At 73.1% G+C, this 18,294-nt stretch carries 14 protein-coding genes; 10 read left to right on the forward strand and 4 right to left on the reverse strand.

Annotated features, from left to right (window positions below):
* Positions 1-4 precede the first annotated feature (4 nt).
* Positions 5-1,213 (forward strand): CaiB/BaiF CoA transferase family protein, encoded by a 1,209-nt coding sequence (locus IO33_RS0109045; protein WP_031162289.1) that lies wholly within the window; start codon positions 5-7, stop codon positions 1,211-1,213.
* A 47-nt stretch (positions 1,214-1,260) separates the two neighbouring features.
* Here IO33_RS0109045 and IO33_RS0109050 read toward each other — a convergent pair whose 3' ends face one another.
* The 3 genes from IO33_RS0109050 to IO33_RS0109060 all read right to left on the reverse strand — a co-directional run bounded on the left by IO33_RS0109050 (position 1,261) and on the right by IO33_RS0109060 (position 3,011).
* Complete coding sequence (locus IO33_RS0109050) at positions 1,261-1,530, reverse strand: hypothetical protein (protein WP_031162291.1); 270 nt, start codon at positions 1,528-1,530, stop codon at positions 1,261-1,263.
* Between the two features lie 126 nt (positions 1,531-1,656).
* Complete coding sequence (locus tag IO33_RS0109055) at positions 1,657-2,472, reverse strand: anti-sigma factor (protein ID WP_031162293.1); 816 nt, start codon at positions 2,470-2,472, stop codon at positions 1,657-1,659.
* On the reverse strand, positions 2,469-3,011 hold the full coding sequence (locus IO33_RS0109060) for a sigma-70 family RNA polymerase sigma factor (protein ID WP_031162295.1): 543 nt from the start codon (positions 3,009-3,011) through the stop codon (positions 2,469-2,471). Before IO33_RS0109060 ends, IO33_RS0109055 begins: the two co-directional genes overlap by 4 nt.
* 210 nt (positions 3,012-3,221) lie before the next feature.
* Between IO33_RS0109060 and IO33_RS0109065 the strand changes: the two genes are divergently transcribed.
* The 4 genes from IO33_RS0109065 (at position 3,222) to IO33_RS0109080 (ending at position 9,838) form a co-directional block, all read left to right on the forward strand.
* Positions 3,222-4,766: a DUF4331 domain-containing protein gene (locus IO33_RS0109065; protein ID WP_031162298.1), complete on the forward strand. Its 1,545-nt coding sequence runs from the start codon at positions 3,222-3,224 to the stop codon at positions 4,764-4,766.
* 99 nt (positions 4,767-4,865) lie between these two features.
* Entirely contained in the window at positions 4,866-6,626 is a 1,761-nt protein-coding gene (locus IO33_RS0109070; RefSeq protein ID WP_245235736.1) for a hypothetical protein, read from the forward strand.
* Positions 6,623-8,164 carry a HoxN/HupN/NixA family nickel/cobalt transporter gene (locus IO33_RS0109075; protein WP_031162303.1) on the forward strand — a complete coding sequence of 514 codons (1,542 nt, stop codon included), beginning with the start codon at positions 6,623-6,625 and terminating at the stop codon, positions 8,162-8,164. Before IO33_RS0109070 ends, IO33_RS0109075 begins: the two co-directional genes overlap by 4 nt.
* Before the next feature lie 42 nt (positions 8,165-8,206).
* Positions 8,207-9,838, forward strand: coding sequence for a serine/threonine-protein kinase (locus tag IO33_RS0109080; RefSeq protein WP_031162305.1), 1,632 nt, complete (start codon positions 8,207-8,209; stop codon positions 9,836-9,838).
* A gap of 18 nt (positions 9,839-9,856) precedes the next feature.
* Here IO33_RS0109080 and IO33_RS0109085 read toward each other — a convergent pair whose 3' ends face one another.
* Positions 9,857-10,663 carry an SGNH/GDSL hydrolase family protein gene (locus IO33_RS0109085; RefSeq protein ID WP_031162307.1) on the reverse strand — a complete coding sequence of 269 codons (807 nt, stop codon included), beginning with the start codon at positions 10,661-10,663 and terminating at the stop codon, positions 9,857-9,859.
* 375 nt (positions 10,664-11,038) lie between these two features.
* Here IO33_RS0109085 and IO33_RS43980 point away from each other — a divergent pair, with 375 nt between their 5' ends.
* The 5 genes from IO33_RS43980 to IO33_RS0109110 all read left to right on the forward strand — a co-directional run bounded on the left by IO33_RS43980 (position 11,039) and on the right by IO33_RS0109110 (position 18,288).
* A complete protein-coding gene (locus IO33_RS43980; protein WP_245235737.1) occupies positions 11,039-11,359 on the forward strand; it encodes a hypothetical protein in 321 nt (106 codons plus the stop codon).
* A 367-nt stretch (positions 11,360-11,726) separates the two neighbouring features.
* Positions 11,727-12,548 (forward strand): glycosyltransferase family 2 protein, encoded by an 822-nt coding sequence (locus IO33_RS0109095; protein WP_031162311.1) that lies wholly within the window; start codon positions 11,727-11,729, stop codon positions 12,546-12,548.
* Positions 12,545-13,630, forward strand: a complete 1,086-nt coding sequence (locus IO33_RS0109100; protein ID WP_078963411.1) for a glycosyltransferase family 2 protein — start codon at positions 12,545-12,547, stop codon at positions 13,628-13,630. The genes IO33_RS0109095 and IO33_RS0109100 overlap by 4 nt, the downstream gene beginning before the upstream one ends.
* Positions 13,623-14,423 carry a polysaccharide deacetylase family protein gene (locus IO33_RS0109105; protein ID WP_031162315.1) on the forward strand — a complete coding sequence of 267 codons (801 nt, stop codon included), beginning with the start codon at positions 13,623-13,625 and terminating at the stop codon, positions 14,421-14,423. Before IO33_RS0109100 ends, IO33_RS0109105 begins: the two co-directional genes overlap by 8 nt.
* Positions 14,416-18,288, forward strand: a complete 3,873-nt coding sequence (locus tag IO33_RS0109110) for a lipopolysaccharide biosynthesis protein (protein WP_031162317.1) — start codon at positions 14,416-14,418, stop codon at positions 18,286-18,288. Before IO33_RS0109105 ends, IO33_RS0109110 begins: the two co-directional genes overlap by 8 nt.
* Positions 18,289-18,294 lie beyond the last annotated feature (6 nt).

Here is an 18,294-nt window from a genome sequence, read left to right on the forward strand (position 1 = left end):
GGTCATGGAACAGCCCACGGATCAGCAGCCCCTGCCCCTCGCGGGCATCACCGTCGTCGCCGTCGAACAGGCCGTGTCAGCGCCCTTCGCGACCCGGCAGCTCGCCGACCTGGGTGCCCGGGTCATCAAGGTGGAGCGGGTCGACGGCGGCGACTTCGCGCGCGGTTACGACACCGCGGCCCGCGGTCTGGCCTCGCACTTCGTGTGGTGCAACCGCGGCAAGGAGTCGCTGGCGCTGGACCTGAAGGACCCGCGCGGCCTGGACGTCGTACGGCGGCTGATCGCGGACGCCGACGTGTTCGTGCAGAACCTCGCCCACGGCGCGGCGGCCCGGCTCGGTCTGGACGCGGCCACGCTGTGCGCGGCGCATCCCCGGCTGATCGCCGTGGACATCTCCGGGTACGGGTCCTTCGGGCCGTACGCGGACAAGCGGGCGTACGACATGCTCGTGCAGTGCGAGGCGGGGCTCGTGTCGGTGACCGGGACGCCGGAGCAGCCGGTGAAGGCGGGGGTTCCGGCGGCGGACATCGCGGCGGCCATGTACGCGTTCTCGGGTGTCCTCGCGGCTCTTGTGCGGCGCGGGACGACCGGGCGGGGCGGCCCGGTGGAGGTGTCCATGCTGGAGGCGCTCGCGGAGTGGCTGGGGCATCCGCTGCACCATGCGATGCACGGGGGTGAGCCCCCGGCGCGTACCGGCCTCGCGCACGCCGTCATCGCGCCCTACGACGCCTATCCGACGGCGGACGGCGGACGGGTCCTGCTCTCCGTGCAGAACGACCGCGAGTGGCGGCGGCTGGCCGAACAGGTCATAGGTCAGCCGGAACTCGGGAGGGATCCGGCGTACGCGACGAACGCGGCACGGGTCGCGCACCGGAAGAAGACGGACGAGCTGGTGGCGCGGGCACTCGGCGCGCTGGAGGCCGAGGAGGCGCTGGCCCGGCTGGAGAAGGCGGGCATCGCGTGTGCCCGGCTGCGGGACCTGCACGAACTGGCCGGGCATCCGCAGCTGGCGGCCCGGGAGCGGTGGCGTGAGGTGGGGTCGCCGGTCGGACCGTTGAAGGCCCTCCTGCCTCCCATCACGCTGCCGGGCGGGGACGAGGCGCGGATGGGTGATGTGCCCGCGCTCGGGCAGCACACCGAGGCGCTGCTGCATGCCGTGGGGATGACGGACGACGAGATCGCAGCGATGCGCCGGGACGGTGTGGCGGCCTGAGCGCCGACACCCCTGCGAGCGGACTTCGGGGGCGGCTCAGCAGCCGCTCAGTGTCCGCCGAACAGCGAGCGACGCAGCCGGCGCAGCGGCGCGAACAGGGAGACGCGGCTGACCCGCTTGCCCCGGTCACTGCGCTGGTGTGCCCTGTCACGCGCCGTCAGTTCGAGCATCAGCGAGGTCGCCTCGACCGTCTCCCGCTGCGGTATGGCGGGACCCGCCAGTACCGACAGATGGCGGTCGAGGCGCGAACTGGTCGCGCTGCTCCCGCAGGTGATCGCAGGGACCCTCGCCCTGCTGCGCACTGTTATCTGTTCCATGTCACTCCCCACCCGTACGAGTCCACCCGGCCCGGGCAGGGTAACCCTATCGCCCCAGGGGGGCACGCGTGTATCTCGGCCACAGGATTCACCTTCCCTGTAAGGCGGTTGACCATCCCTCACTGACTACTCTCCGAATCCGACCGGATTCAGGGAGAGTTGGACAACAGGCTGGCCGGTCGGCCGGGCTGAGCCGCCGTCAGGCTCGATGGTTACGGCGAGTGACGCCGACGACGTGGCGAGGCCCTTGGCGACGAGGGGCGTGTCGCCCGCGAAGAGCCCGAGGGAGCGCGGCCCCGCGCCGGGGCGCACGAGCCAGAGCTGGTGGACGCGGCCGCCGGGCGGGGCGCCGTATCCGCTGAGGGTGACGACGGCCTCCCGCTCCGATGCGGAAGCGATCACTCCGATACCGCGGCCCCGAGCGTCCTTGCTGGTCGTCGCCCGGGCGTCGGGCGCGGCCAGAACGTGGGCGATCTCACGTGCCCGGGACCGCTCCGCGGCCAGCCGGTCCTGGGTGCGGTGCGCCTGCACGGCGAAGAGGGAGGCGACGACGAGGGCCGCCGCCGCGGTGGCCGTGGTGAGCGGCACGAACAGGGAGCGCGTGCGGGGCGTACGGGTGCGTCCCGGCGGGGGCTGCGTGCCCCAGACGTGCGGGGGCAGTTGCGGCGTGCGCTCCCGGGCCGGGGCGGACCGCTCCTGCGGGGTGGTGCGCACGGCGGCGAGCACCCGCTCGCGCAGGGCGGCGGGCGCGGGGGCCGCCGTGGACCATGCCAGTCGTACGGCGTCCTCGGCGAGGTCCCGCACCTCCGCGGCACAACGGTCGCAGCCCTGCAGGTGCTTCGCGAACCTGCGCCGCTCGCCCGGTTCGAGGGCGTCGAGCGCGTAAGGCGCGGCGAGGGAGTGCGGGTCCTCCCGGCGCAGCAGCCGGCCGAGGATGCTCATGCGGCGCCTCCCAGGCACTCGCGGAGCCGGGTGAGCCCGTCGCGCATCCGCGTCTTGACCGTGCCGAGCGGCAGCGCGAGCCGCTCGGCCACCTCACGGTAGGTGTAGCCGTCGTAGTAGGCGAGGGTCACGGACTGGCGTTGCAGGTCCGTGAGCCGGCGCAGACAACGGCGCACCCACTCGCGCTCCATACCGGCCTCGACCTCCTCGGCGACCTGGTCGAAGGCGGGCTCCCCGGCGCGCAGGGCCTCCCGCTGCTCGCGTTCGCCGGCCGCGCGGGCGCTGCGCACCCGGTCGACGGCCCGGCGGTGGGCGAGGGTGAGGATCCAGGACAGCGCGCTGCCCCGGCCGGGGTCGAAGCGGGCGGCCGAACGCCACATCTCCAGCAGCACCTCCTGGGCGACCTCCTCGGACTGGGCGGGGTCGCGCACCACCCGTCGTACGAGTCCGTACACCGGCCCGGACACCAGTGTGTACAGGTCCTCGAACGCCCGCTGGTCACCGCCCGCGACGAGCACCAGCAGCTCGTCCGCCCGCATGCGGGCCCCCTCTCCGTGGCCGCATCCGGCCCTTCCGTGCACTCCACGCATCCGCACGAACGCACACCTCCCGCGAGTGATACGGATCGGCGGGCCGAAAACGCGGGTCGGGAAGGGTCCCAAAGTTTTTCTTCGTCCGACCCATCCGATCGGGTCGTCGGCTCCGTATACCCGTCCGTCAAAGGCAAGTCGGCACTGAGGACGGACGGCATGACACCTCTCTTCTCCAGGAGCGGCACGGGACGCACCGGCCTGGTCACGCTCATCTGCGGTGCGCTGGCCGCCGGAGGGCTCACCGCCGCCGGCGCCGCCGCGCTGGCACCCGGGGAGGCCTCCGCCTCCTCCCACCGGGAGGCCCCGCTGATCTCGGGCACCCCGCAGTACGACAACACCGACCTGTACGCGTTCGTCAGCCCGGACAAGCCCGACACGACGACGATCGTGGCGAACTGGATCCCGTTCGAGGAGCCGGCGGGCGGTCCTAACTTCTACACGTTCGCCGACGACGCCCAGTACGACCTGCACGTCGACAACAACGGCGACGCGCAGGACGACTTGGTGTTCCGCTACACCTTCACCACGCACACGAAGAACGGGAACACCTTCCTGTACAACACGGGGCCGGTCACCAACCTGGCGGATCCCGACCTCAACATCACGCAGACGTACGACATCGATCTGCTCCACCTCAAGCACGGGCACGCGGTGTCGAAGACGAAGGTCGCGGACGATGTGCCGGTGGCACCGTCGAACGTCGGCAAGGCGTCCATGCCGTACTACGGCAAGCTGCGCGACCAGGCCATCTACAAGGCCGCGGGCGGCGCCACGACCTTCGCCGGGCAGGCGGACGACCCGTTCTTCGCGGACCTGCGCGTCTTCGACCTGCTGTACGGCGGCAACCTGAGCGAGGTCGGCCGGGACACCCTGAAGGGCTACAACGTCAACACCATCGCCCTGCAGGTGCCGAACGACCTGATCCGCGAGTCGGCGGGGCAGCCGGTCGTCGGCATCTGGTCCACCACCCAGCGCCGCAACGCGCAGGGCTACTACACGCAGGTCTCGCGCCTCGGCAACCCGCTGGTCAACGAGGTGGTCAACCCGCAGAAGGACAAGGACAGGTTCAACGCCTCCCAGCCCGCGTACGACGCCCAGTTCCTGAAGAACGTCACCAACCCCGAGCTGCCGAAGCTCATCGAGTCGATCTACAAGATCAAGGCGCCGGCCGAGCCGCGCAACGACCTGGTCGACGTCTTCCTGAAGGGCGTGAAGGGCCTGAACCAGCCGCCGAACGTGCGCCCCTCGGAGGAGCTGCGCCTGAACACCTCCGTCAAGCCGAGCATGCATCCCAAGCGGCTGGGTGTCCTGGACGGCGACAACGCGGGCTTCCCGAACGGGCGCCGGCTCACCGACGACGTGATCGACGAGGCGTTGCAGGTCGTCGAGGGTGAACTGGTCGGTTCCAAGAACGACCTGGGTGACGCGGTGGACAAGAACGACAAGGGCTTCGAGAAGTACTTCCCGTACGTCGCCGAGCCGACCTCCGGTTCGCGCGGCCCGCTCGCCAAGGGCACGACCGCGGGCACGGACGTGCGCAGCCAGCTGGGCGACGCCCTCCAGCCCGCCGATTCCGCCGGCGGCTCGGGTTCCGGCAACACGGTGCTGATCGCCGCGTCGGCGGCCTCGGGTGCCGCCGGGATCCTGCTGCTCGGCACGGCCATCGGCTGGTGGCGCCGGCGCATCCGTCGCCCGTACTGACCCTCGCACCCCCCTCAGACCGGCGCGGCCCGTATCCCCCTCCCCCACGGCGGGCCGCGCCCTCCCTTCCGACCAGCACCAGGCGACCGAGGAGAGGCCATGTCTCCGCGTACGAACGACGACGAGGCCGGCGCGCGGCAGGTGAACCCGCGGGAGGCGTCGGCCGCGGCGCGCCCCGCCGCAGGAGGCGCCCCGTCCGAGACGGGCACCGACGGCGCCGGGCCCGCTTCGGCGGACTCCCCGGCCGCCGGTCACGAACGCACGCCTCCCGGTCCGAAGGAGCCCCTGGCCGGCGCCACCGATCCCGCGGCGCCCGGCTCCGAAGGGCCTCCGGCCGACGACGGCGAGCACGCGGCACCCCGCGCGGAGCACACCCCCGCCTCCCCCCGCGAAGAACCCCCGGCCCACGCCGCCGGGTCCGGCTCCCACGAGCCCCCGGCCGACGGCGGCGCCGAGCCCGCGGCGCCCGGCTCCGGGGTGTCCTCGGCCGCCCGCCGCGACGAGCGTGTGGTCAGGCTCCGGCGGTTCGCCGCTGCCGGGCGGAGCTGGCGGGGCGTCCAACTGGGCGGCTGCGCCGCCCTGCTGGCGGTCGCGCTGACCGGCGGGGCGATCGCCATGGGTGCGAACCCGGCGCCCACCACGGTGCCGGCCGCCTCCACCGCCGTGGACCCCGGTGTCCTGGGCGGCGGGGACCTGGACGCGAGCATCACCGCTCTCCAGGCACATCTGCGCACCCAGCCCCGGGACTTCGGCGGTTGGGCGACCCTGGGCCTGGCCTACGTCGAGCAGGCGCGGACCAAGGGCGACCCCTCCCGCTACCCGCAGGCCGACAAGGTACTGCGGCGCTCCCTCTCCCTGGCCCCGGACAACGACCAGGCGCTGGCCGGCCGCGCCGCGCTCGCCGCCGCCCGGCACGACTTCAAGGACGCCCTGACCTACGCGGACGAGGCGCTGCGGCAGAACCCGTACAGCGAGCGAGCGCTGTCCTCCCGTGTCGACGCCCTGGTGGAGCTCGGCCGGTACGCCGAGGCGGCGAAGGCGGCCGGGACCGCCGACGCCCGCAAGCCGGGCGTGCCCGTCTTCACGCGGTACGCGTACGTGCACGAGCTGCGCGGCGACGTGACGACGGCCCGGCGGGTGCTGGAGCAGGCGCTGGCCGGCGCCACCTCGAAGGGCGACGTCGCCTACGTGTCCGCCCAGCTCGGTCAACTCGCCTGGAACCAGGGCGACTACAAGACCGCCCTCGGCTGCTACGCACGTGCCCTCGCCGCCGACGACACCTACCTCCCGGCACTGGAGGGCCGGGCACGGGCGCAGGCGGCGAGCGGCGACCGCGCGGCGGCGGTCAAGGGGATGGAGACGGTGGTGTCCCGGTATCCGCTGCCGGGCCCGCTCGTCGAACTGGGCGAACTGTACGAGGCGCGCGGCGCGGCCGGCGACCGGGCCAGGGCACGGCGCCAGTACGCCCTCGTGGACACCTGGATCGCGCTGGCCCGCGCCAACGGCGTCAACGCCGACCTCGACACCGCGCTGGCGGCCGCCGACCACGGCGACAAGGCGGCCGCCCTGCGCGCGGCCCGCGCCGAATGGTCCCGCCGCCACACCGTGCACACCGCGGACGCCCTGGCCTGGGCGCTGCATGCGAACGGCCATGACGCCGAGGCCCTGCCGTACGCCCGCAGGGCCACCGCCACCGGCTACCGCAACGCCGCCTTCCTCTACCACCGCGGCATGATCGAGCTGGCCACGGGCCACCGCGCGGCCGGCCGCGCCTCCCTCACCTCGGCCCTGCGCCTGAACCCCGGTTTCTCCCCGCTCGGCGCGGCCGAGGCCCGCAAGGCGCTGGAGGCCGCGCGGTGAAGCTCCGCCTCCCCTTCCTGCTCCTCGCCACGACCGCCCTCGCGCTGCTGCCGGCCGGCCCGGCGAGCGCGCACCCGCTCGGGAACTTCACCGTCAACCGCTACGACGGCCTCGTCGCCGCACCCGGGCAGCTCCGCGTGGACCATGTGGAGGACCTCGCCGAGATCCCGGCGACCCAGGCCGAGCCGGACATCGAGCGGCTGGGCATGACGCGGTGGGCCCGGCAGCGCTGCACGCAGGCCGCTCGGGGCAGCGCGGTGACGGTGGGCGGGCACAGGGTCGCCCTCACGGTGCGGGACGGCAGGGCCGGCCTGCGCCCCGGCCAGGCCGGCCTCAACACCCTGCGGCTGGAGTGCCGTTGGACGGCTGCACTCCCGCGGACCGGCGCGCTCACCCTCGGCTTCCGCAGCGCGGTGAACTGGTCCGGCCCCGGCTGGCGGGAGATCACCGCGCGCGGCGACCGTATGACGCTCACCGCGACGGACGTGCCGAAGACCTCGGTCTCGCACGAACTGACCACGTACCCGAAGGACCTGCTGTCCTCCCCGGCCGACACCACCTCCGCCTCCGTGCGGCTGCGCCCCGGCGGGCCGGCCCTCGCCGAGGAGCCGCGGCAGGAGCCGGGCGCCGCGGTCCTGCCCCGGGGCGCCGACCGCTGGACCCGCGCGCTCGACGACCTCGTGGCCCGGCACGACCTCACCGTCGGCTTCGCCTCGCTCGCGCTGCTCGTCGCGGTCGTCCTCGGTGCGATGCACGCGCTCGCGCCGGGCCACGGCAAGACCCTCATGGCCGCGGCGGCGGCAGCGCGCGGTGGCCGGGCCCGCCTGCGGGACGTGCTGCCGCTGGCCGCCTCGGTCACGGTGACCCACACCCTGGGCGTGGTCGCGCTGGGCCTGCTCGTCACGGCCGGCTCGGCCGCCGGCCCGTCGGTGATCGCCTGGCTGGGCCTCGCGAGCGGCGCGCTGGTGCTGGCGGCCGGCGCCAACCTCGCACGGCGGGCCTGGCGCAACCGGGCCCACGGACACGTCCCTTCCCACGCCCACGACCACACCCACGAGCACCCCCACCCCCACGCGGACTCCGACGACAACTCCCCCACCCATGACCACGCTCACTCCCACGACCACGCTCACTCCCACGACCACCACGTCGAGCACACCCACGGGGGCCACACCCATACCCACCCCACCGCCCCCACCCTCCGCGGCACGATCCTGCTCGGCTTCGCCGGTGGGCTGGTGCCCAGTCCGTCCGCCGTGGTCGTCCTCGTCGGTGCCGCCGCGCTCGGCAAGGCCTGGTTCGGGCTGCTGCTCGTCGTGGCCTACGGTGCCGGGCTCGCGCTGACGCTCACGGCCGCCGGGTTCGCCGTGGTCCGGCTGGGCGCGGGGATGACCCGGGTGCTGGAGCGGCGTCCGAGCTGGACCGCACACCCGGTGGCCACGCTGGTGCGCCGATCCGTGCCGCTCGCGTCCGCGCTGGTCGTCCTGGCCCTGGGCGCCGGATTGGTGCTCAGGGGGGCCGCATCCGCGCTCGGCTGAGCTACTTTGGGGAGACGTCACGCGACTTGCCTGGGGGCGCCCGTGTCCGAAGAACCGGGCCGCGAACGTGTGATCGCGGGCCGCTACCGACTGCTGTCCCCGCTGGGCGAGGGCGGCATGGGCGCCGTGTGGCGCGCCCAGGACGAGGTGCTGCACCGCGAGGTGGCCGTCAAGGAGGTACGGATCCCGGCCGGGCTGCCCGCGTCCGACGTGGAGCGGATGTACGCGCGCCTGGAGCGCGAGGCGTGGGCGGCGGCGCGGGTCGCCCACCGGAACGTGGTCACGGTGTACGACGTGGCGGTGGAGGCAGGCCGGCCGTGGATCGTGATGGAGCTGGTGCGCGGGCTGTCGCTCGCCGACCAGCTGGAGGCGGACGGTCCGCTGTCGCCGCAGCGGGCCGCGCACATCGGCGCCGAGGTGCTGGCCGCGCTGCGCGCCGCACACGCCGCCGGGGTGCTGCACCGGGACGTGAAGCCCGCCAATGTGCTGCTCGCGAACGACGGCCGGGTGGTGCTGACCGACTTCGGGATCGCCTCGGTCGAGGGCAGCTCGGCGCTGACCATGACCGGCGAGGTGGTCGGCTCCCCCGAATTCCTCGCCCCGGAGCGGGCGTTGGGGCGGACACCGGGTCCTGGGTCGGACCTGTGGTCGCTGGGGGTGCTGCTGTACGCGGCCGTGGAAGGCGTCTCGCCGTTCCGGTACGACACCCCGATCAGCACCCTGCGGGCCGTGGTGGACGAGGAGTTGCCGCCGCCGCGCCGGGCCGGGCCGCTCGCCCCGGTCGTCGAGGGGCTGCTGCGCAAGGACCCCGCCGAGCGGCTGGACGCCGAGCGGGCGGAACACGAGCTGCGGGTCGTCGCGGCCGGGGGTGCCCCCGCGCGGGGCGGCACGCCCCGGACGGCGCCGCTGCCGGTGCCGCCGTACACCGGCCCGGCGGACGCGGGCCTGGGGCGTCAGCCGTCCCCGCAGTCCCCCACTCCGCCGGCGCAGCTGCCCGCCGGCACGCCGCCCGGTGTGCCGGAACGCTCCCGGCGGGCCGGTGCGGTGCTGGTGGCGGGCGTCCTCGCGGTCGTGCTCGCGCTGGCGGGACTGACGTACGCGCTGCTGCACCAGGGCGAGGGCGGCGGTCAGGGGAAGCAGGGCGGCGGCCGGGCGAGCGGGAGTGCGCATCACTCGCCGACCGCTCACCGCGGCACCGGCGCGGACACCGGGACGCCGGCCCCGAGCGGCAGCACGGCGTCGAGCACCCAGCCGGCGCAGTCCGTGCGCGTCACCCTGGCCGGGACGGACACGACGTACTCCGGGGGCTGTCCGCCGCCGGCCACGCAGACGCCCGCCTTCACGGCGACGTTCACCGTGGGGCGGCTGCCCGCGCGGGTGGAGTACCGGTGGGTGACGACACGCGGGTCGGTGTCGGATCCGGGGTGGCGGACGCTGTCCTTCCCGGCCGGCGGTGAGAAGACCCAGCAGGTGCGGGTGACGCTGACGGTGTACTCCGGTTCGGGGACGACCGAGGACCGGATGGGTGTGAAGGTGCGCGGTCCGGTGCAGACCACGTCGAACGCCGTCCCGTTCTCGGTGAGCTGTACGGCGACGCCGACGCAGACGGCGACGGAGACCCCGACGGGCGGGGCCTCCGCTTCGGCCTCGGGCTCACCGCAGGCTTCACCCTGAGGGGCGAGCCCGTTCGGATCACGCGTTGCTCGTGAACACCGGCAGATAGCCGCCGGACTGGCCGGCCGTGGTGGGGTGGTACGACTCGCCGATGTCGAGCCAGTTGACGCTGTGCAGCCAGGAGTCGCCGGAGCAGATCTCATGGCTGGAGAACGCGGAGCGGATGTCGCCGAAGACGAAGCCGTGGGCCTGGGCGCGCTTCTGGATGGCGGCGTCGATGTAGTCGGCCGCGCCGTTGATCGCGGACCGCTTGGTGTCGGAGAGTCCGAGGCAGGTCTGGCCGAGCAGGTAGAAACGGGGGTAGCTGAGCACGACCACCCGGGCGCCGGGGGCCTTGGCGCTGATCGCGTTGTAGACGGTGTCGAGCTTGCCGGGGAGCGTGGAGTCGACGTACGCCTTGGCGGTGGCGATCCGGGAGAGGCAGGAGCTGTCGGACTGGATCACACAGGTCGTCATGACGTCGGAGAAGCCGGCGTCGTTGCCGCCGATGGTGAGGGACACCAGCGAGGTGGAGGAGTTCAGCGAGCCGAGCTGGTTCGCGAGGACGTCGTCGGTCGTGGCGCCCGAGCAGGCGTTGAAGGCGAACGAGGACGGGTTGTGCGCGGCGTTCCACAGATAGGGGTACGCCTTCGTGCTGCGGTCGCAGCTGCCGCTGGAGCTGATGTAGCTGCCGGCTCCGACTCCGGAGGAGTAGGAGTCGCCGAGTGCGACGTAACCGCCGCTCGCGGCGGTCGAGGACGCCTGCGCCGAAGCGGCCCCGGTGAGACCGAGGCCGGCGGCGAGGAGGAGCGAGGTAACGAATCCGGTAAGTCGGGAACGTCTCATGGAACCTCCCTTTAGCAGGATCTCTGCCACAACTGTCGTAGCAACTACGCGTGTTGACGGGAAGTGTCCATGCCAAGACCATTCGGTTCTCAACAGGATCGACCCGAGACATTCACCGGTCATCTATTGCATGTGCATGCCAAACCTGTTGACGGTTCGACAATCGCCTTCTTGACGACCCCCCTCGGTCCGCGCCACAGTGAAGCCCGGCATCCGGCGCGTCGGGGGGCAAAGTCGCCAATGCAGACCTTAGGGATCAAGTCACCTTCATCAGATGGCGCCACCGAGCACTCCGGCGCAGCGCGGACCGGGCCGGGGAGGGCCCTGTCACCGCTGCTCGGGGGGGCGGCGACCGCCATCGGAGGCGTCGGCGCGGTGCTCGCGCTCGTCGACTCCCCCTCGGTACTGCGGGGGCCGTGCGCCCTGTTCTTCCTGCTCACGGCGCCGGCCGTGGCACTCGCCACGGTCCTGCGCGGGCTGGATCGGTTCGGCCGGACGCTCTGCGCGCTTGCGGGCTCGGTCGTCCTCAACATGCTGGTTGCCCAAGGCATGCTCGCGGTCCACAGCTGGTCGGTACGCGGCGGGGTGGTCACCGTGACCGTGCTGAGCGTGCTGCTTCCGCTCGCGGTCCTGCTTCGGGAACGCATTTCCGGAAAACGCACACGAAACCGAACAACACCGGCCAAGGTTGTGTAACGGCCAAACCAACAAAAACGTGAGGGAGCCCTCCAGGGGTTGCCTTTCGGGTTCAATCGTCAATACCGTCGTACATCTCACCCGCACCGGCACGTCGGCACACGGCTCCAGGGGAGGGCTCAGGGCCGCGGCGTCACCGGCGCGGGGCGCGGTAGGGGGGTGCCGTGCTCGGTGACCGCACCAGTGACCGAGTCGTGCCGCGCGACCGGCTGCCGTTCTTCTCCGGCGGACCGGCCATCTTTGCCAGCTCATCGGCGTGCACGGAGATCAGTTCGCCGCGCCGAAGATGAGTACCCCCCTTTCGAACCGGACACAGAGCCGGGCTGCCCGGGGGCGGGCGGTCCACCGGACGAGAGGGAAAAGACCCATGAGTTCTGTTCTGCGGCCGCCGAGTTCGGGGCGCGATCCCTCGATCGCGGCGCACTACCGGCCGATCTCCTCCCACCTGGCGATCACTCCGCCGGTGAGCGTGGTGATTCCCGCCATGAACGAGGCGGAGAATCTGCCCTACGTCTTCAAGACGCTTCCGGACTGGATACACGAGGTCGTCCTGGTGGACGGCAACTCCACCGACGACACCGTCGACGTGGCCCGTTCCCTGTGGCCGGACGTCAAGGTCGTCGAACAGCACGGCAGGGGCAAGGGAGATGCCCTGATCACCGGGTTCGAGGCGTGCAGCGGCGACATCATCGTGATGGTCGACGCGGACGGCTCGGCCGACGGCGGCGAGATCGTCAGTTACGTCTCCGCACTCGTCTCCGGCGCCGACTTCGCCAAGGGCTCGCGCTTCGCCAACGGCGGCGGCACCGACGACATGACCCTCATCCGCAAGCTCGGCAACTGGGCGCTGTGCACGGTCGTCAACCGCAAGTTCGGCGCCCGCTACACCGACCTGTGCTACGGCTACAACGCGTTCTGGCGGCACTGCCTCGACAAGATCGACCTCGACTGCACCGGCTTCGAGGTCGAGACGCTGATGAACATCAGAGTGGTCAAGGCCGGCCTGAAGGTGCAGGAGATCCCGAGCCACGAGTACCTGCGCATCCACGGCACCAGCAACCTGCGAGCCGTGCGCGACGGCATCCGGGTGCTGAAGGTCATCCTCAAGGAGCGCTCCAACCGGCGCGAACTGCGCCGCCAGGAACACCACTCGCCGATGCTCGACACGGTACCGGGAGAGGTGTCTTGACAGATCCCGGCATCTCCGTCGTGATCTGCGTGTACACCGAGGACCGCTGGGAGGACATCCTCGCGGCGGTCTCCTCGGTGCGCGCGCAGTCGTACCCGGCCCTGGAGACACTCCTGGTCGTGGACCACAACCCGGCCCTGAAGGACCGGCTGGCCCGCGCGTACGAGGAGACCGAGGACGTCCGGGTCCTGCCCAACGCCGGCCCGCGCGGACTGTCCGCCGGCCGCAACACGGGCATCGCCGCCTCCCACGGCGAGGTGATCGCCTTCCTCGACGACGACGCGGTGGCCGAGCGGGACTGGCTGCGCCGCTTCGCCGAGGGGTACGCCGACCCGCGCGTGATGGCGGTCGGCGGCCGTACGGAACCGGTCTGGGCGTCGGGCCGGCGGCCCGCCTGGTTCCCGGAGGAGTTCGACTGGGTGGTCGGCTGCACCTACAGGGGACTGCCGCCGGGCCGGGTGCGGGTGCGCAACGTGCTCGGCGGAAACGCCTCCTTCCGGCGTACGGCCTTCGAGGCGGCGGGCGGCTTCGCCAGCGGCATCGGCCGCGACGGCGACCGCCGCCCGCTGGGCTGCGAGGAGACGGAACTGTGCATCCGCCTCACCCGTGCCCGCCCCGACGCCGTCCTGCTCATCGACGACCGCGCGGTGATCCACCACCGGGTGCCCGCACCCCGCGAGCACTTCGCCTACTTCCGCACCCGCACCTACGCCGAGGGGCTGTCCAAGGCGCTGGTCGCCCGCAGCGTCGGCGCCGGCGAGGGGCTGAGCTCCGAACGCCGGTACGCCACCCGGGTACTGCCCGCAGGGGTCGCTCGTGGCCTGCGGGACGCCCTGCTGGCCCGGCCGGGCGGCGCCGGACGCGCGGGCGCCATCGTCGCGGGGGTGCTCAGCGCCGCCGGCGGCTATGCGCTGGGGGCCCTGCGGGCGCGCCGGAACGGTACGGCCTTCGCGCCGGTGCCGGTCCCCGAGGACGGCGAACCGATCCGGCGCGGCGCCGGACCGGAAGCCGGTGCGGCCGCGCCGGCCCGCGCCGAGCGCACCCGCGGCGGAGAGCCGGCCCGGGGAGGCGGCCATGGCTGACGCCCCCGTGCCCATCCTCATGTACCACTCCGTCGCCACCGCGCCCAACGACGCCACCCGCGCCCTGTCGGTCGCGCCCGAGGCGTTCGCCGAGCAGATGGCGCTGATCGGTGACCTGGGCCTGACCCCGGTCACCACCGCCGGCCTCGCGGCCCGCTGGCGCTCCGGCCGCCCGCTGCCCGCGCGGCCGGTGCTGATCACCTTCGACGACGGCTACGAGGGCGTGCACCGGCACGCGCTGCCCGTCCTCGCCAAGCACGGCTTCCCGGCCACGCTGTACGTGTCCACCGGCTGGCTCAGGGGCGCCCACGACACCGGGGGCGGCCTGGACACCATGCTCGACTGGCCGCAGGTGCGGGACCTGGCCGCCGCCGGCGTCGAGATCGGCGGGCACAGCCACAGCCATCCGCAGCTCGACCAGCTCGACGACGCCCGGCTGTGCACCGAGCTGAGCCGCTGCACGGAGATCGTCGCGGACGAACTCGGCACGCGCCCGGTCTCGTTCGCCTACCCGTACGGCTACTCCAGCCGCCGGGTCCGCGAGGCCGTGCGCGCGGACGGGTACACGCAGGCGCTCGCCGTCGGCAACGCCCTCGCCCGCCGCCGCCAGGGGCCGTACGCGCTCCAGCGGGTCACGGTCCGGCGCGGCACCGGCGTGGAGGAGTTCGAGCGACTGCTCCAGGGCCGCGCCATCGCCCGCACCTTCGCCAGGGACCGTGCCCTCACCAAGGGGTACGCCCTCGTCCGCAGATCCCGCCAGGTCCGCCGGAAGGCCATCCGTTCCCGTGTCTGACACGACCACCACGACCGAGGCCGCGACGACCGACGCCGAGGCGCCCGCGAAGTCCGGGCGCCGCCTGAGGCTGCCCGGTACGGGCCGGTCCTCCGGCGGCAGCCCGCTGTTCCGCAACGCCTACGCGCTGATGCTCAACACCGGCATCTCCGCCGTGCTCGGCCTCGGCTTCTGGCTGGCCGCGGCCCGCTACTACTCCGAGGACGCGGTCGGACAGGGCTCGGCCGCCATCGCCGCGATGAAGTTCCTCGCCGGACTGACCGCGGTGACCCTGACCGGCGCCCTGGCCCGCTTCATCCCGGTCGCCGGGGCACGCACCGGCCACCTGGTCTTCCGCACGTACGCGGGCAGTTCGCTGCTGGTGGCGCTCGCGGGGGGCGTCTTCCTGCTGACCCTGGACACCTGGGGGCCGTCGTACCGGTTCCTGCACGGGACGGTCAACGGGCTCGGCTTCATCATGGCCGTCGTCGCCTGGAACGTGCTCACCCTGCAGGACGGCGTGCTGACCGGGCTGCGCAGCGCCACCTGGGTGCCGGTCGGCAACACCGTGTTCTCGGCCGTGAAGCTGGCCCTGCTGGTCGCCTTCGCCGCGGCCCTGCCGACCACCGGTGTCTTCGTCTCCTGGGTGGCCGCGATCGCCACCTCGGTGGTGCCGCTGGGCTGGCTGGTGTTCCGCCGGCTGGCACCCCGGCACGCCGAGGCGACCGAGGGCCACACCACGCCGCCGACGCTGAAGCAGGTCGGCAGGTTCCTGGCCGGGGACTACACCGGCTCGCTGTTCTCGCTCGCCGTGGTCTACCTCGTGCCCGTGATCGTCGCCGCGCAGGTCAGCTCCGCGGAGAACGCCTACTTCTACATCGCCACCACCATCGGCGGCACCACCGACCTGCTCGCCATCAACATGGGCGCGTCGCTCACGGTCGAGGGCTCGCACGACCCGGCGCGGCTGGCCGCCAACACCCGGGCCGCGCTGCAGCGGATGGCCCGGATCATGCTGCCGATCGCGGCCCTGTGGATCATCGGCGCGCCCTGGATCCTCGGGGTGTTCGGCCAGGGCTACGCGCAGGCGGCGACCCCGCTGCTGCGCTGGCTCGCCGTGGGCTCGGTGCTGCGGGTCGTGATCGAGACGTACTTCGCGGTGCTGCGCGCGCGCAGCCGCACCGCCGGACTCGCCTGGCTGCAGGGCCTGTTGTGCCTGCTGGTGCTGGGCCTGACCCTGCTGCTCCTGCCCCGGATGGGGCTGACCGGCGCGGGCGTCGCCGAAGCCGCCAGCCTCGCGGTGATCGCGGCGATCGCCGCGCCGAGGCTCTGGAGGACGATCCGGACCGCGGCCGACGCCGTGCCCGACACCGCGGCCCCCGACGGCGATCTCGCCGACCTGGGGGCACCCGAGGTCCTCCCGTCCGCGCCGGCGCGCCGGCACAGCCCGGCCTGGGCGCTGGACTCCGAGACCCTCGCCCTCGGCATCCACGTCGACTTCGACCATGTGGAACGCCGTCCGGACGTCCGCCCGGGGCCCGGCACCCCGCCCGCGGGTACGCCGGTGCCTGAGGGCGGGGTGCCGGCGGGGCTTCAGACGGGGCTCCCGGGCGGTCCGGTGGGGCTCCCGCTGGGGCTCCCGGTGGAGGAGAGGGATCCCGGCAGCGAGGCCTCGCTCGGCCCGGCCGAGGCCGAACTGCTGCGGGAGGCGGAGGCGGCCCAGGTGGACGCCCCGTTCACCGAGGAGGAACGGCAGGCGACCTTCGACAAGCCCGGCCGGGCCGCCCCGGACACCGCCGTACCGGACGAGACCGCGTTCGAGGAGCCCGTGCCCGACGAACCGCCGGCGCCCGTGCCGCTCCGGCAGCGGCTGCTGCCCACCCGCCCTGGCGTCGTCCTCGGCTGTCTGCTGATCGCCGCGCTGCTGCTGTACTGGGTGCCCGCGCTGCGGCTCGGCGAGGCCGATCTGGACCGGATGGGCGGCCTCGGGCTGATCTCGGTGCTCCCGCTGCCGACCCTCGTCGGAGCGGCCCTGCTGGTCATCGTCTTCTCCGCGCTGCTCTGGCTGCGCCGCGAGCACCGGGCACTGCTGCTGGTCACGCTGGTGGCGACCGTGGTGTCGCTGCACGCGCTGCCCGCCGTGATCGAGACCGAGCCGCGGTTCCCGACCGCCTGGCAGCACCTCGGGTTCCTCGACTACATCGACCGCACCGGGTCCGCCGTACCGGACCTGGACGCCCGCTGGAGCTGGCCGGGCTTCTTCGCGGTGGCCGCGTTCGTCGGCAGGGCCTGCGGGGTCACCGACTTCACCGAGGTCATCCGCTGGTGGCCGACCGCCGTCCAGCTCGCCTATCTGGCCCCGGTGTTCCTGCTCACCCGGTCGCTGCGGGCGAGCTGGCGGGCGAAGTGGACCGGCGTGTGGCTGTTCGTGCTGTGCGGCTGGGTCGGCCAGGACTACTTCTCCCCGCAGGGCTTCACCTATCTGCTGTACCTGATGTTCGTGGCGATCCTGCTGGTCTGGTTCCGCCCGCCGCACGTGATCTGGACGAGGTTCCGCCCGGGCGAGGCGGAGGTGGAGCCGGTGGACCGGCGCGGGCGGGCGGTCCTGCTCCTGGTGCTGATCGGTCTGTACGCGGCGAGCGTCCCCGCGCACCAGCTCACGCCGTTCGTCATGCTCGGTGTGCTCGCGGCCCTCGTCCTGCTCGGGCGGTCGGAACTGCGCGGCCTGCCGCTGCTGTTCGCGGTGCTGGTCGCGGTGTGGGTCGGCTTCATGGCCGAGCCGTACTGGTCGGGACACTTCAACGACCTGTTCGGCGGCGTCGGCGGGGTCGGCAGCAATGTCTCGACCTCTGTCTCCGGCCGGATCCAGGGCGGCAGTTCCACCCACAAGCTGGTGCTGTACACCCGGGTGCTGCTGGCCGGCTCGGTGCTGGCGCTCGCCTGCTGGGGCTGGTGGCGCCGCCGGTTCCACCGCTACCGGGAACGCACCCTGCTGGTGCTCACCTTCGTGCCGTTCCTGGGCTTCGGCATGCAGTCGTACGGCGGTGAGATGGCGCTGCGTGTCTTCATGTTCGCGGTGCCGGGCGCGACCCTGCTCGGCGCCCTCGCCCTCTTCCCGCGCACCGGCGTCACCGCGAAGGAGCGCGAGAAGGACCGCCTCAGCCTCGCCCCGCTGGCCGCGCTGCTGGCCGGGCTGCTGCTGATGGGCGGCTTCCTGGTGGCCCGCTGGGGCAACGAGCCGTTCGAGCGGGTCCGGCCCGGCGAGGTCGCGGCCATGAACTGGGTGTACGCCCACGACAAGCCGACGCTGCGGCTGCTGTGGCTGACCCAGGACACGGTCAACGACGTGACGCCGGCGATGCCGTGGGGCGCGAAGGACATGGAGCGGGTGGACTACGTCCCGACACTCGCACCGACCGACCCGGTACTGGTGTCGGGCCTGGTCAAGGCGCTCAAGGACGCCGGTCCGAACTCCTATCTGATGGTCAACCGGAGTCAGGTGACCTATCTGCAGCTGGACGCGGGCTACTCCACGACCTGGGAGCCCCGGCTGGTCGAGAACCTGGACGACCGGCAGGAGCTGACGAAGGTCCTGGTCAACGACGACGTCACGGTGTTCGCGCTGCGCAGGCAGCCGGCGGGGGCGGTGCCGAAGCCGCACCCGGGCCCGATCGGGCCGCAGGTGACCTGGACCGCGTGGTCGGTGGTCGGCGCGCTGGCCGCCGTCGTCCTGGTCCTGCTGCTGGCCGCACGGGAGGTCGTACGGGTCGCGATCCGGCCGGGGGTGCGCCAGCTGCGGCTGATGCAGGGCTCGTTCTGGTTCTCGCTGCCGCTGCTGGCGGTGGTGCTGGCCTCGCTGGTGCAGCGTTTCCTGACCATGAAGTGAGGGTGG

Origin of the sequence: Streptomyces durhamensis (genome assembly GCF_000725475.1) — a bacterium.
Taxonomy (GTDB): Bacteria; Actinomycetota; Actinomycetes; order Streptomycetales; family Streptomycetaceae; genus Streptomyces; species Streptomyces filipinensis.